The organism is Streptomyces sp. NPDC020807 (assembly GCF_040641575.1).
GTDB lineage: Bacteria > Actinomycetota > Actinomycetes > Streptomycetales > Streptomycetaceae > Streptomyces.
In genome coordinates this window covers 234,573-261,486 of the sequence record NZ_JBFADU010000004.1, presented here as the reverse complement: position 1 = coordinate 261,486, position 26,914 = coordinate 234,573, and the positions used below count along the sequence as shown (strand labels likewise).

Annotated in this window: 26 protein-coding genes, 1 other RNA gene and 1 pseudogene; 11 read left to right on the top strand and 17 right to left on the bottom strand. The window is 74.1% G+C overall.

Annotation, left to right across the window (positions count from 1 at the left end; translation table 11 throughout):
- Window positions 1-41 precede the first annotated feature (41 nt).
- Window positions 42-809 (bottom strand): peroxide stress protein YaaA, encoded by a 768-nt coding sequence (gene yaaA, locus AB0G79_RS09015; RefSeq protein WP_360802512.1) that lies wholly within the window; start codon window positions 807-809, stop codon window positions 42-44.
- 128 nt (window positions 810-937) lie between these two features.
- Here yaaA and AB0G79_RS09010 point away from each other — a divergent pair, with 128 nt between their 5' ends.
- Window positions 938-2,380 carry an RNB domain-containing ribonuclease gene (locus AB0G79_RS09010; RefSeq protein WP_360802509.1) on the top strand — a complete coding sequence of 481 codons (1,443 nt, stop codon included), beginning with the start codon at window positions 938-940 and terminating at the stop codon, window positions 2,378-2,380.
- Here AB0G79_RS09010 and AB0G79_RS09005 read toward each other — a convergent pair.
- Both AB0G79_RS09005 and AB0G79_RS09000 read right to left on the bottom strand, forming a co-directional pair.
- The gene (locus AB0G79_RS09005; RefSeq protein ID WP_360802506.1) at window positions 2,325-3,176 is read right to left on the bottom strand and encodes a hypothetical protein; all 852 of its coding nucleotides are present in this window, start codon (window positions 3,174-3,176) and stop codon (window positions 2,325-2,327) included. The two genes, AB0G79_RS09010 and AB0G79_RS09005, sit on opposite strands and share 56 nt — an antisense overlap.
- A complete protein-coding gene (locus AB0G79_RS09000) occupies window positions 3,173-3,916 on the bottom strand; it encodes a MerR family transcriptional regulator (protein WP_360802503.1) in 744 nt (247 codons plus the stop codon). The genes AB0G79_RS09005 and AB0G79_RS09000 overlap by 4 nt, the downstream gene beginning before the upstream one ends.
- Before the next feature lie 73 nt (window positions 3,917-3,989).
- Between AB0G79_RS09000 and AB0G79_RS08995 the strand changes: the two are divergent.
- Both AB0G79_RS08995 and rnpB read left to right on the top strand, forming a co-directional pair.
- A pseudogene (locus AB0G79_RS08995) lies at window positions 3,990-4,178 on the top strand (Uma2 family endonuclease); the annotation flags it as partial.
- 43 nt (window positions 4,179-4,221) lie between these two features.
- Window positions 4,222-4,620, top strand: an RNA gene (gene rnpB, locus AB0G79_RS08990) — RNase P RNA component class A.
- Between the two features lie 54 nt (window positions 4,621-4,674).
- Here rnpB and AB0G79_RS08985 read toward each other — a convergent pair.
- From AB0G79_RS08985 to AB0G79_RS08970, 4 genes are all read right to left on the bottom strand, one after another.
- A complete protein-coding gene (locus tag AB0G79_RS08985; RefSeq protein WP_360802499.1) occupies window positions 4,675-4,932 on the bottom strand; it encodes an acyl-CoA carboxylase epsilon subunit in 258 nt (85 codons plus the stop codon).
- A gap of 125 nt (window positions 4,933-5,057) precedes the next feature.
- Window positions 5,058-5,495, bottom strand: a complete 438-nt coding sequence (locus tag AB0G79_RS08980) for a hypothetical protein (protein ID WP_360802496.1) — start codon at window positions 5,493-5,495, stop codon at window positions 5,058-5,060.
- A 98-nt stretch (window positions 5,496-5,593) separates the two neighbouring features.
- On the bottom strand, window positions 5,594-6,337 hold the full coding sequence (locus AB0G79_RS08975; protein ID WP_360802493.1) for an SDR family oxidoreductase: 744 nt from the start codon (window positions 6,335-6,337) through the stop codon (window positions 5,594-5,596).
- Window positions 6,338-6,374: 37 nt separating this feature from the next.
- A complete protein-coding gene (locus tag AB0G79_RS08970) occupies window positions 6,375-7,382 on the bottom strand; it encodes a Gfo/Idh/MocA family oxidoreductase (RefSeq protein WP_360802490.1) in 1,008 nt (335 codons plus the stop codon).
- A gap of 90 nt (window positions 7,383-7,472) precedes the next feature.
- On the opposite strand from AB0G79_RS08970, the gene AB0G79_RS08965 reads away from it, so the two are divergent.
- The 3 genes from AB0G79_RS08965 to AB0G79_RS08955 all read left to right on the top strand — a co-directional run bounded on the left by AB0G79_RS08965 (window position 7,473) and on the right by AB0G79_RS08955 (window position 10,329).
- On the top strand, window positions 7,473-8,777 hold the full coding sequence (locus tag AB0G79_RS08965; RefSeq protein WP_360802487.1) for a Bcr/CflA family multidrug efflux MFS transporter: 1,305 nt from the start codon (window positions 7,473-7,475) through the stop codon (window positions 8,775-8,777).
- A 21-nt stretch (window positions 8,778-8,798) separates the two neighbouring features.
- On the top strand, window positions 8,799-9,272 hold the full coding sequence (locus tag AB0G79_RS08960) for a hemerythrin domain-containing protein (RefSeq protein WP_360802485.1): 474 nt from the start codon (window positions 8,799-8,801) through the stop codon (window positions 9,270-9,272).
- Window positions 9,273-9,345: 73 nt separating this feature from the next.
- Window positions 9,346-10,329: a small ribosomal subunit Rsm22 family protein gene (locus tag AB0G79_RS08955; protein WP_360802482.1), complete on the top strand. Its 984-nt coding sequence runs from the start codon at window positions 9,346-9,348 to the stop codon at window positions 10,327-10,329.
- A 3-nt stretch (window positions 10,330-10,332) separates the two neighbouring features.
- Here AB0G79_RS08955 and ddaH read toward each other — a convergent pair whose 3' ends face one another.
- Window positions 10,333-11,163, bottom strand: a complete 831-nt coding sequence (gene ddaH / locus AB0G79_RS08950) for a dimethylargininase (protein WP_360802479.1) — start codon at window positions 11,161-11,163, stop codon at window positions 10,333-10,335.
- Between the two features lie 159 nt (window positions 11,164-11,322).
- Here ddaH and AB0G79_RS08945 point away from each other — a divergent pair, with 159 nt between their 5' ends.
- Window positions 11,323-11,958 carry a TetR/AcrR family transcriptional regulator gene (locus AB0G79_RS08945; protein ID WP_360802476.1) on the top strand — a complete coding sequence of 212 codons (636 nt, stop codon included), beginning with the start codon at window positions 11,323-11,325 and terminating at the stop codon, window positions 11,956-11,958.
- Between the two features lie 114 nt (window positions 11,959-12,072).
- On the top strand, window positions 12,073-12,852 hold the full coding sequence (locus AB0G79_RS08940) for a bifunctional DNA primase/polymerase (RefSeq protein WP_360802473.1): 780 nt from the start codon (window positions 12,073-12,075) through the stop codon (window positions 12,850-12,852).
- 62 nt (window positions 12,853-12,914) lie between these two features.
- On the opposite strand, the gene AB0G79_RS08935 is transcribed toward AB0G79_RS08940, so the two are convergent.
- The 8 genes from AB0G79_RS08935 to AB0G79_RS08900 form a co-directional block, all read right to left on the bottom strand.
- A complete protein-coding gene (locus AB0G79_RS08935) occupies window positions 12,915-14,147 on the bottom strand; it encodes a GNAT family N-acetyltransferase (protein WP_360802470.1) in 1,233 nt (410 codons plus the stop codon).
- Window positions 14,148-14,245: 98 nt separating this feature from the next.
- Window positions 14,246-15,307: a hypothetical protein gene (locus tag AB0G79_RS08930; RefSeq protein WP_360802467.1), complete on the bottom strand. Its 1,062-nt coding sequence runs from the start codon at window positions 15,305-15,307 to the stop codon at window positions 14,246-14,248.
- On the bottom strand, window positions 15,264-16,157 hold the full coding sequence (efeU, locus tag AB0G79_RS08925) for an iron uptake transporter permease EfeU (protein ID WP_360802464.1): 894 nt from the start codon (window positions 16,155-16,157) through the stop codon (window positions 15,264-15,266). Before efeU ends, AB0G79_RS08930 begins: the two co-directional genes overlap by 44 nt.
- A 72-nt stretch (window positions 16,158-16,229) precedes the next feature.
- Window positions 16,230-17,519, bottom strand: a complete 1,290-nt coding sequence (gene efeB / locus AB0G79_RS08920) for an iron uptake transporter deferrochelatase/peroxidase subunit (protein WP_360802461.1) — start codon at window positions 17,517-17,519, stop codon at window positions 16,230-16,232.
- Window positions 17,520-17,548: 29 nt separating this feature from the next.
- Window positions 17,549-18,706, bottom strand: coding sequence for an iron uptake system protein EfeO (gene efeO, locus AB0G79_RS08915; RefSeq protein WP_360802458.1), 1,158 nt, complete (start codon window positions 18,704-18,706; stop codon window positions 17,549-17,551).
- 166 nt (window positions 18,707-18,872) lie between these two features.
- Window positions 18,873-19,817, bottom strand: coding sequence for a heme ABC transporter ATP-binding protein (locus AB0G79_RS08910; RefSeq protein ID WP_360802455.1), 945 nt, complete (start codon window positions 19,815-19,817; stop codon window positions 18,873-18,875).
- Window positions 19,814-20,941 carry an iron ABC transporter permease gene (locus tag AB0G79_RS08905; RefSeq protein ID WP_360802453.1) on the bottom strand — a complete coding sequence of 376 codons (1,128 nt, stop codon included), beginning with the start codon at window positions 20,939-20,941 and terminating at the stop codon, window positions 19,814-19,816. The genes AB0G79_RS08910 and AB0G79_RS08905 overlap by 4 nt, the downstream gene beginning before the upstream one ends.
- On the bottom strand, window positions 20,938-21,972 hold the full coding sequence (locus tag AB0G79_RS08900) for an ABC transporter substrate-binding protein (RefSeq protein WP_360802450.1): 1,035 nt from the start codon (window positions 21,970-21,972) through the stop codon (window positions 20,938-20,940). Before AB0G79_RS08900 ends, AB0G79_RS08905 begins: the two co-directional genes overlap by 4 nt.
- Before the next feature lie 90 nt (window positions 21,973-22,062).
- On the opposite strand from AB0G79_RS08900, the gene AB0G79_RS08895 reads away from it, so the two are divergent.
- The 3 genes from AB0G79_RS08895 to AB0G79_RS08885 all read left to right on the top strand — a co-directional run bounded on the left by AB0G79_RS08895 (window position 22,063) and on the right by AB0G79_RS08885 (window position 26,211).
- Complete coding sequence (locus tag AB0G79_RS08895) at window positions 22,063-23,613, top strand: HtaA domain-containing protein (RefSeq protein WP_360802447.1); 1,551 nt, start codon at window positions 22,063-22,065, stop codon at window positions 23,611-23,613.
- Window positions 23,614-23,643: 30 nt separating this feature from the next.
- Window positions 23,644-25,350, top strand: a complete 1,707-nt coding sequence (locus tag AB0G79_RS08890; RefSeq protein ID WP_360802444.1) for an HtaA domain-containing protein — start codon at window positions 23,644-23,646, stop codon at window positions 25,348-25,350.
- A gap of 180 nt (window positions 25,351-25,530) precedes the next feature.
- Entirely contained in the window at window positions 25,531-26,211 is a 681-nt protein-coding gene (locus tag AB0G79_RS08885) for a PhzF family phenazine biosynthesis protein (protein ID WP_360802441.1), read from the top strand.
- A 19-nt stretch (window positions 26,212-26,230) separates the two neighbouring features.
- On the opposite strand, the gene AB0G79_RS08880 is transcribed toward AB0G79_RS08885, so the two are convergent.
- Window positions 26,231-26,881, bottom strand: coding sequence for a biliverdin-producing heme oxygenase (locus AB0G79_RS08880; RefSeq protein WP_360802438.1), 651 nt, complete (start codon window positions 26,879-26,881; stop codon window positions 26,231-26,233).
- Window positions 26,882-26,914 lie beyond the last annotated feature (33 nt).

Here is a 26,914-nt window from a genome sequence, read left to right as displayed (position 1 = left end):
GCAACGCTCGTTGCACACTCTGCAACGGGCGGCCCGTCAGGTCAGTGGATCTCGTCCACCAGCACGTCGAGCGCCCCCGCCTTGCCGGTCTCCTCCACCACGTACCCGAGGTCCCGCAGCGCCACGACCAGCTCCTCCGGCGACCCCGGCGCCGCACCGGCCTCCAGGAGGCTCCGGACGATCCGGCCCTTCGTCGCCTTGTTGAAGTGGCTGACGACCTTCCGGGTCGGCGCGTGCAGCACCCGCACGGTCGCCGTCCGCGCCGCCACCTCGCCCTTCGGCTTCCACGCCGAGGCGTACGCCGACGAGCGCAGGTCGAGCACGAGCCCGTCACCGGCCGCCTCCGGCAGCACGGAGACCATCGCGCCCCGCCAGTGCGCGCCCAGCGCGCCGAGCCCCGGCAGCTTGACCCCCATCGAGCAGCGGTACGACGGGATCCGGTCGGTCACCTTCACCGCGCCCCACAGGCCCGAGAAGACGAGCAGGGAGTCCCCGGCCCGCTTCCGCGCCGCCGCGTCCAGGGTCTCCAGACCCAGCGCGTCGTACAGGACACCCGTGTAGATCTCGCCCGCCGGGCGCGCCCCGGCCGTCCGCAGCTCGACGTTCTTCGCGACCTCGCCCCGCAGCCCCTCGCTCAGGCCGAGGACCTCCCGCGCCTTCTCCTCGTCGGCCGCGCACAGCTCGACCAGCTCGTCCAGGACCGCCGCGCGCGCGTCCGCGAGCCCCGGCAGGGACAGCGACTCCGGCTTGAGCGGCGCCCCGCGCCCCGAGGAGGCCTTGCCTTCGGAGGGCGGCAACAGCACGAGCACGGTGGTTCTCCTTCGTACGGTACGGGGGTGGGGGTGCGGCCCCGGCAGTCCAGCGTACAAAGGGGGAGGAGCCGGCCCCGAACCCGTACGACGTGCCGAGCCCCGCCCGTCCCCCTACGCTCGGGTCCATGCCCCGCCGCCACATCCACGTGACCGGCGCAGCCGAGGCTCCGCTGAGGGCCGCCCTGCGCGCACTCCGTACCGAGCTCGCGATCCCCGACGCCTTCCCGCCCGCCGTCCTCGCCGAGGCCGAGGCCGCCGCGAAGAGCCCCCGCCTCCCCGCGTACGACGCGACCGACCTCCCCTTCGTCACCATCGACCCGCCGACCTCCACCGACCTCGACCAGGCCATGCACCTGGCCCGCAGGGCCGACGGCGGCTACCGCGTGCACTACGCCATCGCCGACGTCGCCGCCTTCGTCGCGCCCGGCTCCGCGCTCGACGCCGAGGCCCACCGGCGGGTCCTCACCCTCTACTTCCCCGACGGCAAGGTGCCCCTCCACCCCGCCGTCCTCTCCGAGGGCGCCGCGAGCCTCCTTCCCGGCGAGCCCCGCCCCGCGCTCCTCTGGCGGATCGACCTCGACGCCGAGGGCCGGCGGGTCGCCACCGACCTGCGCCGCGCCCTCGTCCGCAGCCGCGCCAAGCTCGACTACGCGGGCGTGCAGCGGCGGATCGACGACGGCACGGCCGAGGAGCCGCTCGCGCTGCTCCGCGAGATCGGCCGCCTCCGCGAGGCCCTCGAAGCCGAGCGCGGCGGGATCTCGCTCAACGTCCCCGAGCAGGAGATCGTCGAGCGGGACCACACCTACTCCCTCGCCTACCGGGCACCGCTGCCCGCCGAGGGCTGGAACGCGCAGATCTCGCTCCTCACCGGCATGGCGGCGGCCGACCTCATGACGGCCGCCGGCACCGGCATCCTCCGCACCCTCCCCACCGCCCCCGACGGGGCGGTCTCCCGGCTGCGCCGCTGCGCGCGGGCGCTCGGCGTCGACTGGCCGCACCACGTCTCGTACGCCGACGTCGTCCGCTCCCTCGACCCGGCGAACCCGCGCCACGCGGCCTTCCTCCAGGAGTGCACGACGCTCCTGCGCGGCGCCGGGTACACCGTCTTCACCGACGGGCACGTGCCGAGCCCGGCCGTCCACGCGGCCGTCGCCGACGAGTACACGCACTGCACCGCGCCGCTGCGGCGGCTCGTCGACCGGTACGCGGGCGAGCTCTGCGTCGCGGCCGTCGCGGGCAACGAACCCCCCGAGTGGGTACGGGCCGCGCTGCCCACCCTCCCCGACGAGATGGCGGCGGGATCGCGCCGCGCCAACACCGTCGAGCGCGAGAGCGTCGACATCGTGGAGGCGGCGCTGCTGCGGGACAGGGTCGGCGAGGTCTTCGACGCGTACGTGATCGACGTGAAGGAGCGCGAACCGGCCGTCGGTACGGTCCACCTCGACGACCCGGCGGTCGTCGCCCGGATCGCGGGCGGCGCGGCCCGACTGCCGCTGGGGGAGTGGGTGCGGGTCAGGCTCGCGGAGGCGGACCCTGGGTCGGCGAAGGTGCTGTTCGCTCCGGCGTGAGCGCGTCCCTCAGGGTGCGTACGAGCGTCCGCGGGTCGTCGGCGTGCACCCGGATCAGGGAGACCTGCCGGGGCGCGCCGAGCAGCCGGGGCGCGTCGACGGGCTCGGCCAGCTCGATCGTGACCGTCGTCTGCGACCCGACGGCGAGGTTCAGCTCGCCCTCGGCCTTCTCGTGGGTGAAGAGCGACTCGTGCCGGACGGCGGAGACCAGGCCCAGCGGGACGCGGACGTCGACGTGCGCCGCCTGCCGCAGGCGCAGGACGCCGCCGGTGAGGGTGTGCGGGCGGGTCACGGAGGCCGCGTGGAGGCCGAGGACGAAGAGCACGGTGTAGACGTCGAGGACGAGGACGACGGCGTGGACGGCCGGCCAGGAACCGAGCAGGTACGACATGCCGACCGTCTCGACGAGGCACACGAAGGCGAAGCCGTACATCAGGGCGGCCTGGTCGCGGGCGTGCGGGAAGACCCGGTCGGCGCCCTCGACGCCGTGCGGCCGCCGGGCGACCCACCGGCCGAGGCTCGTCATGAGCCGCAGCTCGTGCCCGACGAGCCGGAGCACGTTCTCGGGCACGAGCTCGCCGAGGGCCCGGCGGGCGGAGAGCCCGCGCCGCCGGAGCCGGAGGAAGACGACGGCCTCGACGAGCAGGAGCGCGAGGACGAGCACCTCCCCGGCGAGCAGCACGGAGTGGGGCACCCGCACGCCGGCGAGCAGGCAGACGAAGAGCACGACCTCGGCGGGCAGGGCGGTGTACGCGACGGCGCGGAGCCCCCTGAGGAGCGGTCCACGGGAGGTCAAGGCGATCTCCTCTCCGCCACGAGGGCGAGGGCGCGCCGCACGGCGGCGGACTGGGCGGGGGCCAGGTCGGCGAAGAAGGCGTCGGCGAGCCCGCCGGAGCCCTCCGGGGGAAGCTCGACCGCCAGGGCATCGGGAAGGACGGCGGCGAGGGCCCGGGCGGCCTCGTCCACCCGGGGGTCGTCGGGCGAGGTGTCGGCGAGGGCGTCGAGGAGCGCGTACAGCTCCGTCGCGCTCCCCGAGACGTCCCGCATCAGCCGCATCAGCTCGACGCGCTCGGCCTCCGGGACGACGGTGTCGAGGAGGGAGAGGATCTCCCGGTCCTTCGCGGCCATCGGCGACTCGGGCAGCTCGCCGAGCCCCGCCAGCAGCGCGGCGAGCTCGGGCGACACGGGCCCGTCGGCGGGCAGCAGCCCGGCACGGGCCTCGACGAGCAGCGGGGCGAGCCGCGCGCGCCGCTCCCGGATGACGGCCTCCTGCCGCCGCAGGTCCTCGTCCAGCTCCTCAAGGACCTCCACGAGCCCCCGCCCCGCGTCGTCCGCGAGCACCCCGCGCACCTCGTCGAGCCCGAGCCCGAGCTCGGCGAGCCGCCGGATCCGCGCGAGCAGCACGGCGTCCCTGACCCCGTACTCCCGGTACCCGTTGGCCAGCCGAGGCGGCTCGGGCAGCAGCCCCGCCTGGTGGTAGTGCCGCACGGCCCGGGGGGTGACCCCGACGAGTGCGGCGATCTCGCCGATACGCATGCGGCCAGTAGAAACCCTGACGTTGCGACAAGGTCAAGCGAGGGTTCCGGCGCCGCGTCCCGATCCTGTGGGCAAGTGCCGCTGCTACGCCCGCGGCGGCATCCCGCTCCACCTGCTCGTGGACCGGGACACGTCGACCGTGACGCTCTTCGGGGAGCCGGAGGACGGCGAGTACCGCCGGCGGGACCTCGCCCCCTTCGGCAGGTCCCTTCCCCTCCCCGCCCCCTTCGCCTTCGACCTGGAGGCGGCCGACCTCCTCTGAATCACGCATCGTGAATCGGCGGGTAGCATGGCCGTACGGCAGACGAGCCGGGCGGGCGGCCGCGTGGAGATCCCCGGATCTCCCCGAGGAACGTCCGGGCTCCACAGAGCAGGGTGGTGGCTAACGGCCACCCGGGGTGACCCGCGGGACAGTGCCACAGAAAACAGACCGCCGGGAGCTTCGGCCCTCGGTAAGGGTGAAACGGTGGTGTAAGAGACCACCAGCGCCTGAGGTGACTCAGGCGGCTAGGTAAACCCCACTCGGAGCAAGGTCAAGAGGGGACACCTCGGTGTCCCTGCGCGGATGTTCGAGGGCTGCTCGCCCGAGTCCGCGGGTAGACCGCAGGAGGCCGGTGGCAACGCCGGTCGTAGATGGATGGCCGTCACCCCGACGACCGCGAGGTCCCGGGGGACAGAACCCGGCGTACAGCCCGACTCGTCTGCCTTCAGTCTGTGAGAAGGGCCCCTGACCAGGGGCCCTCTTCGCGTGCCCGGCGTCAGTCGTGGTGGGGCACCGCGCGCCACGAGCCCGCCGCCCTGGCGGCGGGCGGGCGGCTCCAGCGGGCGGTCGTGCGGGCGGGTTGCGGGGGCGTGCGCCGCGGGGGTTCTCGCTGGAGGCTGGCCAGGAGCGCGGCGGTGACCGCCGCGACCTCCTCCGGGGTCGGGTTGCCGTTCAGGATCCGCACGGGGCGGACGGGGGCGGCGGTGGACTCCGCCGGGTGCGGCGGCAGCGGGAAGGGCGTCGATGCGGGCATGGGCGGTGGCCTCCTGTGCGTACGGGACGGGAAGCCAGACCTAGTCCCGGGCCGGAGCGCCGGGCAAGCCCCTCAGGGGGCCCCTGCGTGACAACCCCTCAGGGTCCCCGCGCCGCCGTCCCGCCTCAGGCGAGGATCTCCACCCGCCACTGCGGCTCGCGCTCGTCCGTGCGGAGCACGACGGGCTTCGGGAGCGAGGAGCGGTCCTCGAAGAGGTCGCGGCCGAGGGGGAGGCCGTTCTGGTCGATGACGTAGAGCCCGGCGTCGAGGTCGTCGAGGCCGGTGACCGTCCGGACGCCGCCGTCGGGCTCCGCGCGCTGGAGGCGCCAGAGGGAGGCCGGCGACGCGTCGGGGCGGACGGCGGCGGGGGCGCGTTCGGCGCCCTCCGCGACGATCGTGTCCTCCGTGCCCTTCACGGTGAAGCGGAACCCGTCGCCCTCCGGGCTCACGGCCCACTCGGCGGCCTGTTCCGGGTGGGCGAGGAGGCCGACGAGGCGGCCGTCGAGGACACCGACCGGTGCCCCCTTCGCGTACAGCTTCACGACCTTGACGACGTCGGACATCGAGCCTCCCGTACGTATCGCACGAACGCGGACATATGCGCCGATCTTGCCCGTACAGCGACGAGCCCGGCCACTGAACACGCGCGCCGGGCGGGACGCTACCCCCGGCCGATGTACGGCATGGCCGTCGCCATCACCGTCGCGAACTGCACGTTCGCCTCCAGCGGCAGCGCCGCCATGTGGACCACCGTGGCCGCCACGTCAGCCGCGTCCATCACCGGCTCGGCCGCCAGCTGACCGTCGGCCTGGAGGATGCCGGTCTGCATGCGGGCCGTCATCTCCGTGGCCGCGTTGCCGATGTCGAGCTGGCCGCAGGCGATCCGGTACGGGCGGCCGTCGAGCGACAGGGACTTCGTGAGGCCCGTCATCGCGTGCTTCGTCGCCGTGTACGCGATCGAGTGCGGACGCGGCACGTGCGCGGAGATCGAGCCGTTGTTGATGATCCGTCCGCCCTGCGGGTCCTGCTCCTTCATCGTCCGGAAGGCCGCCTGCGCGCAGAGGAAGGCGCCCGTCAGGTTGACGTCGACGACCGCGCGCCAGGTCTCCGGGTCCAGGTCCTCGACGGGGACGCCACCGCCGGCGAACGTCCCCGCGTTGTTGAAGAGGAGGTCGACCCGGCCGTGGCGGTCGCGGACCGCCGAGAAGAGGGCCGCGACCTCCGTCGCCGACGTGACGTCGGTGGGCACGCACAGGAAGTCGCCGTCCGGCGCGAGGGCGGCCGTCTCCTCAAGGGCCGCCGCCCGGCGTCCCGCGAGCGTCACCGACCAGCCCGCCGCCGCGAGCGCCAGCGCCACGCTCCGGCCGATCCCCGACCCTGCTCCCGTCACCACTGCGATGCTCATGGGCGGGGAGCGTACGCGAGACGCGTGCAGGGGGAAATCACCTGTCCGAGACGTGAACAGCCTGCTCGGAGGGGTAGCGGACGCCGATCCGCTCCCGTACCGCGTCGAGGGTCCGCATCACCGCGAGGGAGCCGTCGAGCGGGACGAGCGGCGACTCGGTCTCGCCCGCCCGGAGGGCGCGCATGACCTCGGCCGCCTCGTGCCGGAAGGTGAGCGGGTCGTCCGTCGCCGTGAACTCCTCCGGCTCCCGGCCGGGCCGGTGCAGGGTGAACCTCTCGGGGAAGAAGAAGCCGCGCGGGACCTCGATCCGGCCCTCCGTGCCCGTCACGGAGGCCGTCAGCGGGGTGTCGGCGACGAGCGAGCAGGACAGCAGCGCCGAGGCGCCCGACTCCCAGCCGAGCAGCATGCCCGTGTTCAGGTCGACGCCCTCCGGCGAGAGCAGCGCGTGCGCCTGTACGGAGTCGGGTTCGCCGAGCAGCAGGTGGGCGAAGGACACCGGGTACACGCCCAGGTCGAGGAGCGCGCCGCCGCCCACGGCGGGGTCGCGCAGCCGGTGGTCGGCGGCGAAGGGGCCCGGGAGGCCGAAGTCCGCCTGGACCGTGCGGACCTCGCCGATCGCCCCGCCGCGCACGAGCTCCGCGAGCCGCAGGACCAGCGGGTTGCAGTACATCCACATGGCCTCCATGAGGAAGCGGCCGCGGTCCCGGGCGAGGGCGACGAGCTCCTCGGCCTCTCCGGAGTTGAGGGTCAGCGCCTTCTCGCAGAGCACCGCCTTCCCCGCCTCCAGGGCGAGGCCGGCGGCCTCGCGGTGGGCGTGGTGCGGGGTCGCCACGTACACCACGTCGACCTCGGCGTCGGCGACGAGCCCGGCCCAGTCCCCGTACGCCCGCGGTATCCCGAACCTCTCCGCGAAGGCCTTCGCGGAGGCCTCGGTGCGGGAGGCCACCGCGACGATCTCGGCGCCTTCGAGCGCCGCCAGGTCCGTCGCCATCCGCTCGGCCACACCGCCGGTCGCGAGGATTCCCCAGCGCACCTTCTGACTCATGTCCCCACCCGTTCCCACGTTCCTCGGAGGTCTCGACCACTCCTGTCGAGCTGAGAGCATAGGGAAAGATTCAACGAAATGGAGCGGTTGATGCCGAAGATCGGCCAGGAAGCAACAGAGGGCTCAACACAAGGGCACATAACCGAAAATGTTTCGGAGGTCGGAGCCGCCTCGGGCGACTCCGCCACCCGGCGCACCGGACTCCTGGTCACGCTCGTCCTCGGCGGCCTCACGGCCCTGCCCCCGCTCTCCATGGACATGTACCTCCCGGCCCTGCCGGAGGTCACCGGCGCGCTCCACGCGCCCGCCGCCACCGTCCAGCTCACCCTCACCGCCTGCCTCGCCGGCATGGCCCTCGGCCAGCTCGTCGTCGGCCCCATGAGCGACAAGTGGGGCCGCAGGCGCCCCCTGCTCATCGGCATGGTCGTGTACGTCCTCGCCACCGCCGTCTGCGCCCTCGCGCCCACCGCCGACCTCCTCATCGGCTTCCGGCTGCTCCAGGGCCTCGCCGGCGCCGCCGGCATCGTCATCGCCCGCGCCGTCGTCCGCGACCTCTACGACGGCGTCGAGATGGCCCGCTTCTTCTCCACCCTCATGCTGATCTCCGGCGTCGCGCCGATCGTCGCGCCCCTCGTCGGCGGGCAGATCCTGCGGATCACCGACTGGCGGGGCGTCTTCCACGTCCTCACCGTCGTCGGCGTCCTCCTCACCCTCGTCGTCTGGCGCTTCCTCGGCGAGACCCTGCCGCCCCAGCGCCGCCACGAGGGCGGGCTCGGCGACGCCCTGCGCACGATGCGCGGCCTCCTCGCCGACCGGACCTTCACCGGCTACGTCCTCACCGGCGGCCTCTCCTTCGCCGCCCTCTTCGCCTACATCGCCGCCTCGCCGTTCGTCGTCCAGGAGATCTACGGCGCCTCGCCGCAGACCTTCAGCCTGCTCTTCGGCCTCAACTCGGTCGGCCTCATCGCCGCCGGCCAGGTCAACGGCAAGCTCCTCGTCGGCCGCGTCAGCCTCGACAAGGTCATCGCCTGGGGCCTCGCCGCCACCCTCCTCGCCGCCGTCGCCCTGCTCCTCATGACCACCGGCGCCTTCGGCGACGTCGGCCTCGTGCCCGTCGCCGCCGGACTCTTCGTCCTCATGACCGCGATGGGCCTCACCCTCCCCAACTCCAACGCCCAGGCCCTCATGCGCACCCCGCACGCCGCCGGCTCGGCCTCCGCGCTCCTCGGCACCTCCTCCTTCCTCATCGGCGCCGTCGCTTCCCCGCTCGTCGGCATCGCGGGCGAGCACACCGCCGTCCCCATGGCCCTCGTGCAGCTCGCGAGCGCGGTCCTCGCCGTCGTCGCCTTCCTCGGCCTGTGCCGCCCCTGGCGCGCCACCGCGCCTTCCGCCTGACCCGGTGTGACGATCGGCCGCATGTGCCACTACTGCGGCTGCCGCGAGATCCCGCTGATCAAGGAGTTCATCGCCGAGCACGAGGCGGTGACCGACCTCGCCGGGGACGCCGTCCGCGCCCTCGACGCCGACGACCGGGAGGGCGCGCGGGCCCTCGTCGACAGGATGGCCGTCCTCCTCCTCGCCCACTGGAAGGGCGAGGAGGACGGCCTCTTCGCCGTCATGCGGGAGAACGAGGAGTACCGGGCGTACGTCGACGCGCTCGCCGTCGAACACCGCGAACTCGCCGCCTTCCTCGCCCGCCTCGACCTCGACTCGGCCGAGCAGCGGGCCGCGTTCCGGAAGGCCGTCGACGAACTCCACGACCACATCGCCAAGGAGGAGGACGGCCTCTTCCCGGCCTCCCTGACCGAACTCACCGGCGAGCAGTGGAACCTCTCCTTCGACGCCTGGCGCGCGGTCCACACGGGCCAGGCGCTCAGCGGGCCCGCGTAGCCCGAGGGGCCGCCCAGGGGGTGTCTCGTCGGTCAGGCCGGGCTCGCCGACGAGACACCCCTAGACTGTTTCGGTGAACGCCTCCGCTCCCTCCGCCGACTCGCTGCGCGCCGCCCTCGCCGGTCTCCTCGACGGGCTGCCGCCCACCCAGGCGGCCCGTGCCGTCGAGCGGCTGATCGCCAACTACCGGGGGACCACACCGACGGACGCCCCCGTGCTGCGCGACCGCTCCGACGTCGCCGCGTACGCCGCGTACCGCATGCCGGCGACCTTCGAGGCGGTACGGGGCGCACTCGGCGCACTCCGCGACGCGGCCCCCGAGTGGGCGCCCGCCACGCACACCGACGTCGGCGGCGGCACGGGCGCGGCGAGCTGGGCCGTCGCCGAGGCCTGGGAGGAGGCGCCGCCCCGGACGACCGTCATCGACTGGGCCGAGCCCGCCCTCGCCCTCGGCCGCGAACTCGCCGAGGGCGCCTTCGACGCCGAGTGGCGGGGCGAGCGCATCGGCACCGCGCTGCGGCTCCCCGACACGGACCTCGTGACCGTCTCGTACGTCCTCAAGGAGCTCACCGAGGCCGACCGGGCGACGCTCGTCGCCGAGACGGCCCGCGCCGCCCGGGCCGTCGTGATCGTGGAGCCCGGCACCCCCGACGGCTACGAGCGGATCATCGCCGCCCGCACCCTCCTCGTCGACGCCGGCTTCACCGTCGCCGCGCCCTGCCCGCACAGCGGCGCCTGCCCGATCGCGCCCGGCACGGACTGGTGTCACTTCTCGGCGCGGGTCAGCCGCTCGTCGCTGCACCGCCAGGTGAAGGGCGGCTCGCTGCCGTACGAGGACGAGAAGTACGCGTACGTCGCCGCCACCCGGTTCCCGGTGACCCCGGCGGCCTCCCGGATCACCCGCAGGCCGCAGATCCGCAAGGGCCTGGTCCAGTTCGACGTCTGCGGGCCCGACGGGCTCGGCCGCGAGACGGTCACCAAGCGCCACGGGACCCTCTACAAGCAGGCCCGTGACGCCGAGTGGGGCGACTCCTGGCCGCCCCACGAGGAGGGCTGAGACCTACGGCCGGAGCTCCTGGGTGCAGCACTTCACGCTGCCGCCGCCCTTGAGGAGCTCGCTCAGGTCCATCCCGAGCGGTTCGAAGCCGCGGCGGCGGAGCGGCTCGAAGAGCCCGACCGCCGCCTGCGGCAGCAGCACGTGCAGGCCGTCGCTGACCGCGTTGAGTCCGAGCGCCGCCGCGTCCTCCTCCGTAGCGGTCAGCGCGTCGGGGAAGAGCCGTTCGAGGACGGCCCGGCTGCCGGGCGAGAAGGCGCCGGGGTAGTACATGACCTCGTCGCGGACGTCGTCCAGGACGCAGAGCGCCGTGTCCAGGTGGTAGTAGCGCGGGTCCACCAGCTCCAGGGTGATCACCGGCCGGCCGAAGAACTCCTGCGCCTCGCCGTGCGACAGGGGGCTGGAGCGGAAGCCGTGCCCGGCGAGGATCCAGGAGGCGGTGACGGCGAAGTCGCCCTCCCCCTCGTTCACGTGCTCGGGGGCCCGCACGGCATCGTCCGGCCAGCCGTTTCCGCGGAACCAGGACAGGTGCGCGGCGGCCTCGTCGGCCCGCTCCGGGTGGGCGAACCGCGCGCCGAGGACACGGCCGTCGACGACCGTCGCGCCGTTCGCGGCGAAGACCATGTCCGGCAGCGCCGGGTCGGGGGTGAGGAGCTCCACGGTGTGGCCGAGCGCGCGGTAGCGGTCGCGCAGGTCCTCCCACTGGGCGAGGGCGAGCGGCAGGTCGACCGGTTTCGTGGGGTCCATCCACGGGTTGATGGAGTACGTCACCGTGAAGTGCGCGGGTGGGCACATCAGGTAACGGCGGGGCGAGGAAGTGCGCGGAGTGGGGCGCAAAGGGGGCTCCTCACGGACGAACGAGCTGACGGAAGAACCGAGAATCGGTGGACCTCATGGTCCGCTCCCGGGCGGCTCCGCGCTGTGGACCGTTCGGGTGGTTCGACCCGCGCACAGGTGAGCGAGACGGCGCGTCTCGTTCGGTGCTAGATTCGGACCATGCCCGATGCCAAGTCCCCCGACGCCAAGTCCCCCGACGCCTCCCGCCGCAGCGAGCGCTCCCGCCGCGCCATCTTCGACGCCGCCCTCGCCCTCGTCTCCGAGACCGGCTACGCGAAGACCACCATCGAGGGCATCGCCGCCCGCGCCGGGGTCGGCAAGCAGACCATCTACCGCTGGTGGCCCTCCAAGGCCGCCGTCCTCCTCGACGCCTTCCTCGACCTCGCCCGGCAGGCCGACGAGGCCCTCGGCGGCGAGGCCGGGAGTGAGATCCCCGACACCGGGGACCTCGCCGCCGACCTCCGGCACGTGCTCCGCGCCACCGTCGACGAGTTGAACGATCCCACCTACGACGCCCCGACCCGCGCCCTCGCCGCCGAGGGGACCGTCGACGCCGAGCTCGGCGCCCGCTTCACCGAGGCCCTGCTCGAACCCCAGCTCCAGTACTACGTGCGGCGCATCGAGGCAGCTCAGGCCGCCGGGGACGTCGACCCGGAGGCCGATCCGCGGCTCGCCGCCGAGCTCCTCGTCGGCCCCCTCCACCACCGCTGGGTCCACCGCACCCGGCCGCTCACCCACGCCTACGCCGACGCCCTCGTCGACCAGGTCCTGCGCGGCCTCGCCCCGAGGGCGTGAACACACCGCGCACACAGGTTCCCCACCCCGGTTCCGCACTCCGGTCACCCGAGGCGCAGGATGGTGGGACCATGGGCAGAGCCGAACGGGCGAGCAAAAGCTGTGAGGGGATAGATGGGCGACGGCATCGGCCGCTACCGCGGCACGGAGAGCAAACTCGCACAGTGGCTGCGCCGCCGCCCCAAACGCGGCGCGGCCGGTGACCAGGACGACCGCGAGAAGCTGCTCCTGGCCGTCGCCGCCGCCGGGCTGCCCCTGGCCCCCGCCGCGTACCCCGTCGGCTACAGCTGTTCCTGCGAGCGGATCGGCTGTCCCACCCCCGCCCGGCACCCCGTCTCCTTCGCCTGGCAGACGCAGTCGACCACCGACCGCGCGCAGATCGAGCGCTGGGCGCGCAACGAGCCCCAGGCCAACTTCATCACCGCCACCGGCATGGTCCACGACGTCCTCGACGTGCCGCTGGCCGCCGGCCGCGCCGCCCTGGAGCGCCTCCTCGCCGAGGGCGTCGAGGTCGGACCCGTCGCCGAGTCCGCCGACGTCGACACCTTCGGCGGGCGCATGCTCTTCTTCACCGCCACCCGGGGCACCCCCGAGGACGAGGACGAGTGGTGGCCGTGCGAGCTGGACTGCCATCCCGAGACGATGGACGAGCACCCGGGCCTGCGCTGGCACTGCCGCGGCAGCTACGTCCTCGTCCCCCCGGCCCGGCTTCCCGGTGACGAGGACGACCACCCGGTCGTCGCCTGGGTCCGCGGCCCCGAGCACCCCCTGCCGGACCCCCTGAACCTCCTGGAGACCCTCCAGGACGCCTGCGCCCGCCACGTGGCCGAGCTGGAGGCCGGGGGCGACGGCGCCCACCAGGCCCACGAGATCGCCTGGCCGCTGACCCGCTGACCCGCTGACCCGCTGGCGCGATGAGTCCCTGACCCGCTGAGCCCCTCGGGGGCCGGCCGCTGTCAGAACCAGTGCAGGCAGTGCGGCGGACGCTCGGCGCCGAAGACGGCGTCGGCCAGCGCGGCCGCGCCCGGCCGGTGCGCCGTGACGTGCCCGGCGCGGACCAGCGTGCTCGGAGCCGTACCGCCCAGGTAGACCGATCCCAGGTCCCGCACGTCCAGGCTGAGATCGGGCTCCCGGTCCGTCGGGACGCAGTCCGCCCCGCCGTCCCTGACGGTCAGCAGATGACGGCCGCGTTCGCCGAGGAACGGGTCGACGACGTCGAGGACGAGCTCCCCGTCCGCGGGATACCGGCGCGCGGTCAGCGCGCGCGGCACGTCGAGGATCCGCACCCAGAGCCAGTCGGTCACGTCGTTCACCGTCCCGGCCCGGAAGTCGGCGAACTGCCAGCGCAGCGGATGCCCCGGCGGGACGTGCCGGAAGACCACCCGCTCGACCAGGTCGTGGTCGAGGACGAACCGCGCCAGGGCCGTGAAGACGGCGTCGTCCGTCGTCACGGTCTCCTCCACCTTCAGCGTCTGGTCGTCGCCGATCGTGTAGACCGCGTACCCGTCGGCGGTGCCCTCGGCGTCCCGGTGGACGGCGACGTAGCGCGGCGCCCGCGAGACCGGGGGCTGGCCCGCGCCCAGGGCCCACCAGCGGGGCGGCCGGGACAGCGCGCCGGGCGTCGCCCGGCGGTACCGGTCGTAGACCTCCTCCAGGAGCTCTCCGCAGTCGGAGCGCCTCAGGAGCTCGACCGACCCGGTGTCCCGGGCCTCTCCGCCCCGGGGGAGCGCGAGGGCGGCCCCATGGCGCGGGACCGTCAGCCGCTCCGTGTACGTGGCGGGGCCGTAGCCGTACCGCCCGTAGATGGGAGCCTCCGAGGCGAGGAGCACGGAGAGGAACTCCCCGTCCGCCCGCAGGTCCTCCAGCTGCTGCCGCATCATCGCCGTGAGCACCCCCCGGCGCCGGTGCGAGGGCACCACGCCGACGGCGGAGACCCCGGCGGCGGAGGCCACCGCCCCGCCGGGCAGGGTGAGTTCGAAGGCGTACGTACCGGCGGTGCCGACGGCCCGCGACCCGTCCTTCGACCCGGCGTCCTCGGCCACGGCGAGCAGACAGCGGTCCAGCTCCAGCGCCGCCCACCAGACCCCGCCGCCCTCCTCGTCCGGGGTCTCGGGAAAACGGCCGAACGCGGCGTGGAGGGTGTCGACGAAGACCTCGCGGTCCTCTTCTGTGGTGGGTCGTATGCGCATGGGCCCAGTGCACCGCCGGCACCCGGACCGGGCAACCGAATTAAACCGGCCGGTGGTTACCGGCTGCGGGCCACGGGCTCCGCCTCACGGGCTCCGCCTCACGAGCCCTGCGCGCCGACGATCCCCTGGATCCGGCCGGTGATCGCGACGCCGTTCCGCTCCGTGCCCGCGGGCTTCACCAGGGCCACCTGGTTCGACACCCACTCCTTGGTGACGGTGTTCGTCACCGTGCCCTTCAGGAGCGCCTTGACGCCCTCCTCGACCTTCGGCCGGTAGCCGGGCGCCGCCGTCTGCCGCTCGAAGTAGCGGGTGGCGAAGAAGACGAACGCGCCGCCGTCCCGCGTCCGCAGCCCGAGCGGCGCGAAGTCGCCCTGGTCGGCGGCGCGGTCGACGTACTGGGTGGCGAGCGCGGGCCGCTTGGCGTTCTTCGCGCGCCGCTCGCGCCACTGGGAGGTGTGCGGTCCGGCGGCGTACGGGCCGGGCGACCCGTCCTTGAGGTAGGCCGCGTACCGCGTACCGAGCTGGGAGGGCGGGACGGCGAGGGCGTCGGTGTCCGCGGCGACCGGCACCGCGTACCCCTCCTCCTCGGCGAAGGCGGGTATGACGGAGGGGGGCACGATCGCGAGGTGGGCGGCCTCCCACAGCTGGTGCGGCCCGTTGCGGACGAAGACGAGCAGCCAGCGCTGGTCCCCGTCGCCCTGGTCGACGTCCGTGTTCGCGTCCGCGTCCGCGACGAACCAGCGCGGCCAGCCCGTCGTGCGGGGCACGACGAACCGGGCGTCCGTCAGGGCGAGGGGGCGGTGGTTCTTGTTGCCGCCGGGGGAGGTGGCCGCGCCCGAGCGGAGCCCGGCCTGGTTGATCTCGCCGAGCGGACCGGTGACCCGGCCCGCGTCGAGGGCCGGGTCGTAGGCCTTGTCGGCCGCGTTGTAGGCGGCGGTGAAGTCGGCCAGCGCCTGCGCGGCCTCGTCCCGCCCGGCCGCGGGTACGAGCGCGAGCTCGCCGTGGACGGTGACGCAGCCGCTCGCGGTCAGCGCGAGGACGGTCACCGCCGCCGTCGCGCCGAGCGCCCTGACGGACCGTGCCGTCAGCCGCGCGCCTGCCGCACGCCGACCGGTCTCACGCGCTCGTCTCGGCGCTCGCCGCAGCCCCAGCCTTGTCATCGGTCGCCTTCTGCTTCTTCTCCCGCACGGACGGACCCGACCCTATCGGGGCCAGGAACAGCGCGAGCGTCGGGATCAGATACAGCGCCCACACCGTGACCTGAAGGACCGTCGGGTCGGGCTGGAAGTTGAAGACGCCCTTGAGGAGCGTGCCGTACCAGCTGTCCGGCGGGATCGTCGCCGAGACGTCGAAGGCCTTGTCGGCGAGGCCGCCGAGGAAGCGCGCCTCCTGGAGGTCGTGGACGCCGTACGCGAGGACACCGGCCGCCACCACGACCAGCATGCCACCGGTCCAGGTGAAGAACTTCGCCAGGTTGATCTTCAGTGCGCCCCGGTAGAAGAGCCAGCCGAGCAGGACCGCCGTGAGCAGGCCGAGGAGGACGCCGGCCAGCGGCCCGTACGAGCCGCCCTCACCGTTCTCCGAGGCCGCCCGCACCGACGCCCACACGAACAGCGCCGTCTCCAGGCCCTCGCGGCCGACGGCGAGGAACGCCGTCGCGACCAGCGCGCCCGTGCCCATCCGGAGGGCCGCGTCGAGCTTGCCGTGCAGCTCGGCCCTGAGGTGCCGGGCCGTGCGCCGCATCCAGAAGACCATCCAGGTCACCAGGACGACGGCGACGATCGACAGCGAGCCGCCGAGCAGCTCCTGCGCCTCGAAGGTCAGCTCCTGCGAGCCGAACTCCAGGCCCGCGCCGAACGCGAGCGAGACGCCGACGGCCACGCCGATGCCCGCCCAGATCGGCTTCAGGGCGTCCTTGCGCCCGGTCTTCACCAGGTACGCGATGAGGATGCAGACGACGAGGCTGGCTTCCAGACCCTCGCGCAGGCCGATCAGATAGTTACCGAACACGTCGGCTTCCCTCCACGAAGTGCGGACGTGCGTACGGGTATGCAGAGGAGCATGCGTACGTGCGTGCGTGCGTCACGAGAACAGCGCCCGGCCCCACCAGTCGTCCTTGTCCCGGACGCCCGGCGGGATCGCGAACAGCGCCGAACCCACGTGCTGGATGTACTCGTTGAGGGCGTCCGCCCGGCCCAGCGCCGTCTGCACCGGGATGAAGCCGGTGCGGACGTCCTTCTGGTACGCCAGGAAGAACAGGCCCGCCTCCAGGCGGCCGAGACCGTCCGTGCCGTCCGTGAAGGAGTAGCCGCGGCGCAGCAGCGTCGCCCCGTTGTTGCTGTCCGGGTGGGCGAGCCGGACGTGCGAGTCCGGCTTCATCGCCTTCAGGAACGGCTCGTCGTGCTCCTTGGCCTTGCCGACGGGCGCGCCCTCGCGCTTGTCGCGGCCGAAGATGTCCTCCTGCTCGGCGAGCGGGGTGCGGTCCCAGGTCTCGACGTTCATCCGGATGCGGCGGGCGACCAGGTACGAGCCGCCGTCCATCCACGCGGCCGGACCCTCGGCGTCCTTGCCGGAGACCCACACGTGCCGGGCGAGCCGCTCGGTCTCGGTGCCGGCGATGTTCCGCGTGCCGTCCTTGAAGCCGAAGAGGTTGCGCGGGGTCTGGGCGTCCGGGGTCGTCGAGGACGTCTTGCCGAAGCCGAGCTGCGACCAGCGCACCGCGACCTTGCCGAAGCCGATCCGCGCGAGGTTGCGGATGGCGTGCACGGCGACCTGCGGGTCGTCGGCACAGGCCTGCACGCAGAGGTCGCCGCCGCTGCGTGCAGGATCCAGGTTGTCACCCGGGAACTTGGGCAGATCCACCAAGGCCCCGGGTCGCTTGTCCTTCAGCCCGAAACGCCCGTCGAAGAGCGAGGGGCCGAAGCCGATGGTGAGGGTGAGACGGGAGGGCTTGAGGCCGAGGGCCTCGCCGGTGTCGTCCGGCGGCGCCTCCGGCAGACCGCCGTACGCGCCCTCGCCGACCTCGGCGCCGGCCGTCATCCGCTCGGCGGCCCGCGTCCAGTCCTTGAGGAGCTGGACCAGCTCCGCGCGGTCCTTCGTCGTCACGTCGAAGGAGGCGAAGTGGAGCCGGTCCTGCACGGCGGTGGCGATGCCGGCCTGGTGCGGGCCGTGGAAGGGCACGGCGCCGCCGCTGTCGGCGACGGGCGCGGTGGCGTCTCCGTCACGGGTGATGACGGCGGCGGCCCCGCCGGCCGCGACGGCGCCGAGCGCGAGCCCGGCCCCGCCCCAGCCGATGACCGTGCGGCGCGAGGGGGCGGCACCCTCCGGTGCCGCGTCTCCCGGCGCGGTGTTCGTGTCGACGGACTCGCTCATGGCGCAGACCCTCCGGGTACCGGGACGGTTTACTTGACGACCGCGGCGGCGAGCTTGGAGAGCGGCTCGGCCAGCGCGTTGACGCCGTCCGACAGCTCCTTGCGCTCGGCCTTGCCGACCTTGTCGTACGAGGTGAACTCGTAACCGGTCTTGTCGGCGCGGTACTTGTCGAGCAGCGTGTTCAGCGCGGCGAACTGCTTGTCGAGGTCGGCGACGAGCTTCGGGTCGTTCTTCGCGGCGACCGGCTTGAGCAGCTCGAAGGACTTCTGCGCGCCCTCGACGTTCGCCTTGAAGTCGACGAGGTCGGTGTGCGAGTACCGCTCCTCCTCGCCGGTGACCTTGCCGGAGGCGACCTCGTCGAGGAGCTCCTTGGCGCCGTTGGCCATCGAGGTCGGCGTGATCTCGGCCTTGCCGACGCGCTTCACCCAGTCCGCGAGGTCCTTGTCGAGGGTGTCGGCGAGCTGCTTCTCGCGCTCGGTGATCTTCTTGTCCTGCCAGAGCGCCTTCTCCAGGCGGTGCCAGCCGGTCCAGTCCTTCGCCGGGTCCTGGCCCTCCTCGAGGCCGTCCTCGCGGACGTCGACCTTCGGGTCGATGTCGCCGAAGGACTCGGCGACGGGCTCGGTGCGCTCCCAGCCGATGCGGGACTCGGCGTACGCCTTCTTGGCGGCCTCGACGTTCCCCGCGCGGACGGCGTCGGTGAAGACCTTCACCTTGGGGAGCGTCTCGTCGGCCTGCGCCTGCACGTACTGGCGGTACGAGGCGACGGCGGCGTCCATCTCCGGGGAGCGCTTGGCGGTCGAGGCGCCCGCGCCGGTGATCTTGACGGCCTGGCGGATGCCCTCGCCGACCATGCCCGGCTTGCAGGCGATCGTGTAGTCGCCGGCCTTGATCTCGGCGGTGATGGTGGCCTTGGTGCCGGGGCCGATGTTCTCGCGCTCGGTGACGATCCGGTCGTCCGGGTAGAGGACGTAGACCTCGGTCACCTTCGAGCCGCGGTTCTCGACGGCCAGCTTCACGTGGCCGGCCGGGAACTCGGTCTTCGACACCTCGCAGGAGTCGTCCTTGGCGACGACGGTGATCGCGCCGTCCTCCGCCTTGGCGTCGCTCTTCTCGGCGCAGCCCGTGACGGCGGTCAGAGCGGCCGCGGTCGCGGCTGCGGTGACGACGGAGAGACGGACGGCTCGCATGAGGGCTCCAGGGAGGGGAGGGCGTCGGACTGAGTCGGACTGAGGCGGACCTAACTTAACCGAGGCTTACCTTGGCTGTACCCGCCCGTCCCGTGATTCACCTCTCAGCTCCGGCGGCCCGGACACAGGCGGATCACAGGGATCTCATGGCGGCCTCATGGCCCGGTCAAGAGACGGTCAAGTGGGGCGATTCGTCCCTTTCGTGAAGTCGTGTCGGGACGACGAGGGGGACCCCGGTCCGCGGGTGCGGGAACACCTCCACCGGCTGCCGGTAGACCCGGCCCAGCAACTCCGCGCCCAGCACCTCCCCGGGCGGTCCGTCCGCCGCGACCCGCCCGCCGTGCAGCACCGCGACCCGGTCCGCGTACGCCGCCGCGAGCCCCAGGTCGTGCAGGACGACGACCACCGCGTCCCCCGCCGCCGCCCGTTCCCGGCAGACCCGCAGCACCAGTTCCTGGTGGCGCAGGTCCAGCGCCGCCGTCGGCTCGTCGAGCAGCACGAGCCCGGCCCGCTGGGCCAGGACCCGGGCGAGCGCGACCCGGGCCCGCTCGCCGCCCGAGAGCGCGGAGAAGGGCCGCGCCGCGAAGGCCCCGACCTCGGTGGCCGCCATCGCCGCGGCCACCGCCGCCTCGTCCTCGTCCTCCCGCTCGGTCCCGGCCCACGGCGCCCGGCCCATCCGGACGACCTCGGCCACCGGGAAGGAGAAGGACAGCGCCGCGGCCTGCGGCAGGACGGCCCGGCGCAGGGCGAGTTCCCCGGCCGGCCAGTCCCCCGCCGACCGCCCCCCGATCCGCACCTCCCCGGCGGACGGCGCCAGGTCGGCGGCGAGCGCGGCGAGCAGCGTCGACTTCCCCGCCCCGTTCGGCCCCACCAGGGCGAGGACCTCCCCGGCGCGCACCTCGATCCGGACGCCGTCGAGCACCGTCCGCCCGCCGAGCGCGACCCGCAGCCCGACGGCCTCGGCGACGAGCGCGCCGCGCGGGACGGGGGAGGGCAGCGCCCGCGCGCGACGGCCCGCCGCCAGGTCCCGGACCAGTGTCCGGACCAGTGACCGGACCCGTGCCCGGGCCCGGTCCCGGACCGGGCCTCGGGACCGTACGGACTTCGTCATGCCCAACCACCTTGCCTGCGACGGGTCCTGCGCAGCAGCCAGAAGAAGAACGGGCTGCCGATGAGGGCGGTGAGGACGCCCAGGGGGAGTTCGGCGGGCGCCGCGACCGTACGGGCCGCCAGGTCGCCGGCCGCGAGGACCACCGCGCCGCCGAGCGCGCTGCCCGGCACGAGGAAACGGTGGCCGGGGCCGTTCGCCATCCGCAGCAGGTGCGGCACGAGCAGCCCGACGAAGGTGATGATCCCGGCGACCGCCACCGCGGCGGCGGTGAGCAGCGCCACCACCAGGACCAGTGCGACCCGCAGCCGCTCCACGTCCACGCCCAGGTGCCGGGCCGGCCGCTCGCCGAGCGCGAGCAGGTCGAGACGGCGGGCGTAGAAGGGGGCGACGGCCAGGCCGACGAGGGCGCAGGGCAGGACGGCGAGGACCTTCGGCCAGGTGGCCTGGGCGAGCGAACCCAGCTGCCAGAAGGTGATCTGGGAGAGCTGCGCGTTGTCGGCGAGGAAGACGAAGAGGCCGATCAGCGCGCCCGCGAAGGCGTTCACCGCGATGCCCGTGAGGATCAGGGTCACCACCTCCGTACGACCGCCGGAGCGCGACGTCGCGTACACGACGAGCACGGTCAGGAGCCCGGCGGCGAAGGCGCAGACCGTCACCGTCCAGCTCCCGAGGAAGGTGAGGCCGAGCGAGATCGCGCCGACCGCGCCGACGGCCGCGCCCGCCGAGATGCCGATGACCCCGGGCTCGGCGAGGGGGTTGCCGAACACGCCCTGCATGAGGGCGCCCGCGCAGCCGAGCGAGGCCCCGACGAGGACGGCGAGGACGACCCGGGGGAGCCGGATGTTCCACAGGACGCTCTCCGCCGTGCGGTCGAGCGCGTGCCCGCCGAGCCCGAGCCGGTGCAGGCCCGAGGCGAGGACGTCGCCGAGCGGGATCTCGTACGCGCCGACGCCCGCGGAGAGGAGGGCGAGGAGGAGCAGCGCGGCGAGGAGCGAGCCGGCGAGGAGGGCGGCGCGGCGACGGGGGGCGGGGACGTCCGCCGCGGGGGCGGGGGCCGCGGGGGCGGGGGCCGCCGGGGTCTCCTCGGGCGGGGCGGTCTCGGGGGTGCTCTGCAGAACCGTCACTTCCCCTCCCCGTACAGCTGGTCGACGAGGGAGGCCAGGACCTGGTCGGTGCGCGGGCCGTAGTTGAGGAGGACGCCGTCGTCGACGGCGACGATCCGGCGGTCGGCGCCGGCCGGGGTCTCGGCGACGCCGGGGAGCGCCACGAGCCCGTCGACCCCGCCGACCGAGGCGAGTCCCTTGCTCATGACCAGGATCGCGTCCGGCGCGGCCTGCGCGAGGGCCTCGCTGGTGAGCGGGGTGAAGTCCTTCGTCAGGCCCGACTCCTTGCCCGCGTCCACCGCCCCGGCCGCTTCCAGCAGCGAACTCGCGCCCGACCCGGCCCCGCCGAGCAGGTAGACGGCGGCCGAGCCCCGGAGGTAGAGGAAGGCGACGCGGGGCTTCCCGGCGCCGGCCGGGACCGTGCTCCGTACGGCGTCGACGCGGTTCTCGGTGCGCTGCTTGAGTGCCGTGCCGGAGGCGGGCACGCCGAGGGCGGCGGCGACGGCGTCGATCCGGGCGCCGACGTCCGCGAGCTCCTTCGCGGGCTTCACGACGACGAGCGGGATGCCCGCGTCGCGGATCTGGGCGACGGCCTCGGCCGGTCCGGTCGTGGACTCGGCGATGACGGCGGTGGGCCGCAGGGAGAGGACGCTCTCGGCGGAGACGTCGTGGGCGCGGGTCACCACCGGGAGTTCCGCGGCCTGTTCGAAGGTGGCGGTGATGTCGCGGGCGACGACGTTCCGGCCGAGGCCGAGGGTGAAGACGATCTCGTTGAGGGAGCCGCTGAGCGGCACGATCCGCTCGGCGGAGGTGACGGTGACGGAACGCCCGTCGGCGGAGGGGACCGTGACGGGCAGTCGGGGAGCGGCGGGGGCGGCGAGCGGCTCGACGCGGTCGGGGGCACCGGCTTCCGCGGAGGCCCCCTTGCCTCCGCCCGCCGTTCCGCCGGCTCCGTTCCCTCCGCCGGCCTGGCCGCCGCATCCGGTCGCCGTGAGGGCGAGCGCGAGCGCGAGGGCCGTGGTCAGCGCTCCCGCGAGGCGAGTTCTGCGCACCGGGCACCGTCCTGTTCTTGTCGTGAGGCGATGTGCTTAGGTTAGCCTTACCTAAGTTTCCGGTCCATGTCGCCCCCTGAAAGGGGTCCCATGCTGCTGTCCAGATCCGCCCGCGCGCTCGCCGTGAGCCTCTTCGCGGCCCTGCTCGCCACCCTCGTACCGGCACCCGCCGCCCACGCGGCGGGCCGGACGGTGCAGGGCGGGCGGCTCGACTGGGGCATCAGGACCTCCTTCCAGAGTTACGTCACCGGGCCCATCGCCCAGGGGAGTTGGGGGCTCACCGGCGGCGCCGCCACGGTCGGCGGCGGCCAGTTCCGCTTCCACTCCGCGAAGGGGTTGTACGACCCCGGCACCGGCGCCTTCGACGCGGCCTTCTCCGGCGGCGTCCGCTTCACCGGCCACCCCACGGCGGACGGCGGCAACGAACTGGACCTCACCATCAGCCGCCCCCGGGTCGTGGTCCAGGGCGGCCGGGGCACCCTCTACGCCGACATGGCGAGCAAGGCCAAGGGGAGCGGACGGGTGACCACGTCGGCGGGCGTGCCGCTGGCCACGCTCGACCTCGGCGCCGTCGACATGCGCGGCGGCACGAGCCCCGTCGCCCTCACGGGCGTCCCGGCCACGCTCACCGCGCAGGGCGCGACGGCGTTCGCCGGGTACTACCCGGCGGGGACGGCGCTCGACCCGGTCAGCCTGAGCGTGGACGTCCCGACGCCGAAGACGCCGAAGACGCCGAAGACGCCGAAGACCCCGGAGGCGCCGAATACGCCGAAGACCCCGGAGGCGCCGGGGTCGGCTTCGGCCCCCGAGGCGGCCCCCACCGTCCGGGCGGTGCCCACGAACCAGGCGCCCGCCGCGGGTTCACCCTCCTCGGCACTCCACGCCGCCGCCGTGGACTGGGGAGTCCGCCGCACCTTCCGCGAGTACGTCACCGGGGCCGTCGCCCAGGGCGGGTGGAGCCTCGCGGGCGGAGCCCAGGACGGCGGCGCGCTCTTCCGCTTCCCGAGCGGCAAGGGCGCCTACGACCCCGCGAAGGGGAGCCTCGACGCCGCCTTCGCCGGCAGCGTCCGTTTCACCGGCGCCCACCTCGACCTCGCCCTCGCCCACGTCACCGTGAAGGTGACCGGCGGCAAGGGCACCCTTGCAGCCGACGTCACCAGCGGCGGGACGACCACGAAGGCCGTCCCCCTCGTGACCTTCCCGGCTCCCGCCCTCACCCCGGAGAACGGCCTCGCCGTCGTCACCGAGGCCCCCGCGACCCTCACCGAGGGCGGGGCCCGGGCCTTCGGCGGGATGTACAGGGCGGGGACCGCGATGGACCCGGTCTCGCTCGCGGTCGCCGTCGACGCGAAGGCCCAGCTGCCCGCGCTCCCGGACCTCGGCAGCGACGCGAAGCCGACCGCGCCGGCCCCGTCGCCGAGCGCCGCGGAAACCACCGCTTCCGCGCCTTCCGCGCCTTCCGCGCCTTCCGCGCCTTCCGCCCCTTCCGATCCGGTCGCGACGTCCGCGGCGGCCTCGGACCCGGCCTCCCCCACCCCGTACCTCGCGACCGGCGGGGGCGTGCTGCTCGCGGCCGTGCTCGCGGTCCTCACGGCCGTACGCCGCCGTCGCCGCCGTACCGCCCCCACCGCCACGAACTGACCTCGCGCACCACCTAGGAGAACGCCCGACATGGCCACCGCCACCCCCCTGCGCCGAACCGTCACCCTCGCCGCCGCCGTCGCCACGGCCGCCGCCCTCGGCACCGGCGCCGTCGCCCTCGCCCTGCCCGCCGCCGCCGACTCCGCGCCGCCCGTGGCGCTCGGCGACGGCACCCTGGACTGGGGCATCAAGCAGTCCTTCCGCTCCTACCTGGCCCAGCCGTTCTCGAAGGGCAGGACGACCGTCGAGGGCGGAGCCGTACAGGCCGCGAACAACGGCACCTTCACCTTCGTCGACGGCACCGGCACCTACGACGTGACCACCCACGCCACCGCCAACTCCTTCAAGGGCGGCGTCCGCTTCGAGGCCCACGACGGCACCCTCGACATCCGGATCTCCGACGTCCGGCTGACGACGAAGGGCTCGGCGGCGCCGACCGGCGAGATCCTCGCCGACGTCGTCACCAAGGAGAAGGACGGCAGCGTCAGCACCCGCGACGACATCGCCCTCGCCGCGCTCGACATGACCGCCGTGCGTCCGTCCCAGGGCGCGGGCGGTGCGATGGTCTTCAAGGACATACCGGCGAAGCTGACGAAGGACGGCGCGGCGGCGTTCGCGGGCTTCTACAAGGAGGGCGACGCGCTCGACGCGGCGACGCTCACGGTGAAGGCGGGGGCGAGGCCGACGACGGCCCCGCCGACCACTCCGCCGACCACTCCGCCGACGACCCCGCCCACGACGCCGCCGACGACGGCCCCCACCACTCCGCCGGTCACGCCGACGACCCCGCCGACCACGGCACCGACCACGCAGCCCCCGACCACCCCGCCCACCACCCCGCCGGTCACGCCGACGACCTCGGCCACGCCGACGAGCCCGGCTCCCACCGCGACCGCGACCGCCACCGCCACCGCGACCGCGACCACCGACGCCGGTGTCGTCAACGGCCGCCTCACCTGGGGTGTGAAGCAGAGCTGGCAGCGGTACGTCGGCGAGATGTGCGGCGGTACGGTCACCGCCTCCGGCGGTGCGGTGAAGCGGGGCTCCGCCTACGACTTCGGCTTCGTCAAGGCCGACCTCGACGCCGACGCCCGCAAGGCCGACGCCGCCTTCTCCGGCCGCCTCGCCTTCACGTGCGCCGCGCACGGCATCGACTGGACCGTCGCCGACGTGAAGATCAAGGCGAAGGGGACCAGCGGCACCCTCACCGCCGACGTGACGTCCGCCCAGGGCACGCGTAACGACGTGGTCTTCGCCGACCTCGACCTGACGAAGGTCGACTGGTCCGCGAAGGACGGGCTCGTCACGCTCGCCGACATCCCGGCGAAGCTGACGGAGGCCGGGGCCGCGACCTTCTCCGCCCCGGGCGGCCAGGGCGGCTACCCGGCGGGCACCCTGATGGACCCGGTGACCGTGACGCTGGCGGCGGAGAAGGACGCGGCACTGCCGACGACGGCTCCCCCGTCCACCTCCACGACCGGTGGGACCTCGGCGGGTACGGGTTCCACGACCGGGGGCTCCTCGACGGCCGGCGGCGGGGGTTCGGTCGGCGGTGCGGGCTCGGTCGGCGGGACGGGTTCCGCCGGCGGGGCCGGTACGGCGGGCGGCGCGGGCGGTGCGCTCGCGGCCACCGGTTCGTCCGCCCCGGCCGGACTGCTCCTCGGCGCGTCCGGCCTGATCGCGGCGGCCGGCGGCGCGGTCGTCATCGCGGTGCGGCGCCGGGCGACGGGAGCCTGAGACGCGGGGTCCGGGGCGGGGTGCGGGCGGGCCGCTGCGCGGGGCCTTCCCCCACCCCGCCCCTTCCCGAAACCGGGGCTCCGCCCCGGACCCCGCGCCTCAAAGGCCGGCGGGGCTGGATTTTCCAGCCCGCCCGGCGTTTGAGGGCCCGCCCGCCCCCCGCGGTGGTTCAATGCCGCCATGAACACGACCGTCACCGTCAACGCCACAGACATCGACGTCCTCCGCGTCTTCTGCGCGGGAGACGGCCGCCACGGCAACCGCCTCGGGGTCGTACGGGACCCCGGTCACCACCCCGACGAGGCGTCCCGCCAGGCCCTCGCGAAGGAACTCGGTTTCAGCGAGACGGTGTTCGTGGACGACCCGGAGCGCGGCTTCGTCGACATCTACACACCCGGCCTGCGGCTGCCCTTCGCCGGGCACCCGCTCGTCGGCACCTCCTGGCTGCTCGACCTGGAGGTCGTACGGCCCCCGGCGGGCGAGGTGTGGGTGCGTCAGGACGGGGAGTTCACCTGGATCGAGGCGCGCGCCGAGTGGGCCCCGCCGCGGACGCTGCGGCAGTACGGCTCCGCCGCCGAGGTGGACGCCCTCGACGTTCCCGAGCCGGGGGAGTGGATCTACGCCTGGGCGTGGGAGGAGGAGGCCGCGGGCCGGATCAGGGCGCGGGCCTTCCCGGGGCGCGGCGACGGCATCGACGAGGACGAGGCGACGGGCGCGGCGGCGCTGCTCCTGACGGCGGAGCTCGGCCGGGCGCTGAACATCACGCAGGGCCGGGGGTCGCAGCTGCTGACCGCCCCCGGCCCCGACGGGATCGTGGAGTTGGGCGGACGCGTCCGCCTGGAAGGCACGCTCACGCGCTGAACGCTCACGCGCCGAACCCTCACGCGCTGAGCGGGAACTCGCTTCCCAGCTCGCGGAAGAGCGCCGTGTTGAAGTCGAACGCGCGCCTGCACTCGTCGACGATCCGCTGCTTCTCCAGGTCGTCGGCGTTCACGCCGTCGAGCAGCTCGCGGTAGGCGCGCTTGAAGGCGGCGGGGTTGGAGATCTCGTCGAAGACGTAGAACCGGACGCCGTCGCCCTTGCGCGCGAAGCCCCAGGTCCGCTCCGCCTTGTCACGGATGATCTGGCCGCCCGAGAGGTCGCCGAGGTAGCGCGTGTAGTGGTGGGCCACGTACCCCGCGGGCCAGTCACGGGCGCACTCGGCGACCCGCTCGGCGTAGGCGACGGTGGCCGGCAGCGGGGAGGCGGAGGCGCGCCAGTCGGGACCGCGCAGGTGGGCGAGGTCCTGCTCCAGGGCGGCCGTGCGGAACAGCTCCCGCTGTATGAAGGGCCCGGCGACCGGGTCCTCGCGGAGGGAGTCGGCGCCCTCTTCCAGGGCGCGGTAGACGAACCAGAGCTGCTCGGTGTAGCGCGCGTAGGCGTCGACGGCCAGACGTCCGCCCAGCAGGTCGCCCATGAAGGACGACGTCTCCGCCTCCGTGTGCTGCTCGTGCGAGGCCGTACGGATGAGCGTGGAGAAGGGCGTGTCCAAGGCGTGCCTCCGGGACCGATGGGACGGGAACCA

What these genes read in the sequence shown, in the direction of transcription:
- AB0G79_RS09010 (WP_360802509.1), top strand. Translation starts at nt 938, where the DNA reads ATGCCCCGCCGCCACATCCACGTGACCGGCGCAGCCGAGGCTCCGCTG.
- AB0G79_RS09000 (WP_360802503.1), bottom strand. Translation starts at nt 3,916, where the DNA reads ATGCGTATCGGCGAGATCGCCGCACTCGTCGGGGTCACCCCCCGGGCC.
- AB0G79_RS08985 (WP_360802499.1), bottom strand. Translation starts at nt 4,932, where the DNA reads ATGCCCGCATCGACGCCCTTCCCGCTGCCGCCGCACCCGGCGGAGTCC.
- AB0G79_RS08980 (WP_360802496.1), bottom strand. Translation starts at nt 5,495, where the DNA reads ATGTCCGACGTCGTCAAGGTCGTGAAGCTGTACGCGAAGGGGGCACCG.
- AB0G79_RS08975 (WP_360802493.1), bottom strand. Translation starts at nt 6,337, where the DNA reads ATGAGCATCGCAGTGGTGACGGGAGCAGGGTCGGGGATCGGCCGGAGC.
- AB0G79_RS08970 (WP_360802490.1), bottom strand. Translation starts at nt 7,382, where the DNA reads ATGAGTCAGAAGGTGCGCTGGGGAATCCTCGCGACCGGCGGTGTGGCC.
- AB0G79_RS08965 (WP_360802487.1), top strand. Translation starts at nt 7,473, where the DNA reads ATGCCGAAGATCGGCCAGGAAGCAACAGAGGGCTCAACACAAGGGCAC.
- AB0G79_RS08960 (WP_360802485.1), top strand. Translation starts at nt 8,799, where the DNA reads ATGTGCCACTACTGCGGCTGCCGCGAGATCCCGCTGATCAAGGAGTTC.
- AB0G79_RS08945 (WP_360802476.1), top strand. Translation starts at nt 11,323, where the DNA reads ATGCCCGATGCCAAGTCCCCCGACGCCAAGTCCCCCGACGCCTCCCGC.
- AB0G79_RS08940 (WP_360802473.1), top strand. Translation starts at nt 12,073, where the DNA reads ATGGGCGACGGCATCGGCCGCTACCGCGGCACGGAGAGCAAACTCGCA.
- AB0G79_RS08935 (WP_360802470.1), bottom strand. Translation starts at nt 14,147, where the DNA reads ATGCGCATACGACCCACCACAGAAGAGGACCGCGAGGTCTTCGTCGAC.
- AB0G79_RS08930 (WP_360802467.1), bottom strand. Translation starts at nt 15,307, where the DNA reads ATGACAAGGCTGGGGCTGCGGCGAGCGCCGAGACGAGCGCGTGAGACC.
- efeB (WP_360802461.1), bottom strand. Translation starts at nt 17,519, where the DNA reads ATGAGCGAGTCCGTCGACACGAACACCGCGCCGGGAGACGCGGCACCG.
- efeO (WP_360802458.1), bottom strand. Translation starts at nt 18,706, where the DNA reads ATGCGAGCCGTCCGTCTCTCCGTCGTCACCGCAGCCGCGACCGCGGCC.
- AB0G79_RS08910 (WP_360802455.1), bottom strand. Translation starts at nt 19,817, where the DNA reads ATGACGAAGTCCGTACGGTCCCGAGGCCCGGTCCGGGACCGGGCCCGG.
- AB0G79_RS08895 (WP_360802447.1), top strand. Translation starts at nt 22,063, where the DNA reads ATGCTGCTGTCCAGATCCGCCCGCGCGCTCGCCGTGAGCCTCTTCGCG.
- AB0G79_RS08890 (WP_360802444.1), top strand. Translation starts at nt 23,644, where the DNA reads ATGGCCACCGCCACCCCCCTGCGCCGAACCGTCACCCTCGCCGCCGCC.
- AB0G79_RS08885 (WP_360802441.1), top strand. Translation starts at nt 25,531, where the DNA reads ATGAACACGACCGTCACCGTCAACGCCACAGACATCGACGTCCTCCGC.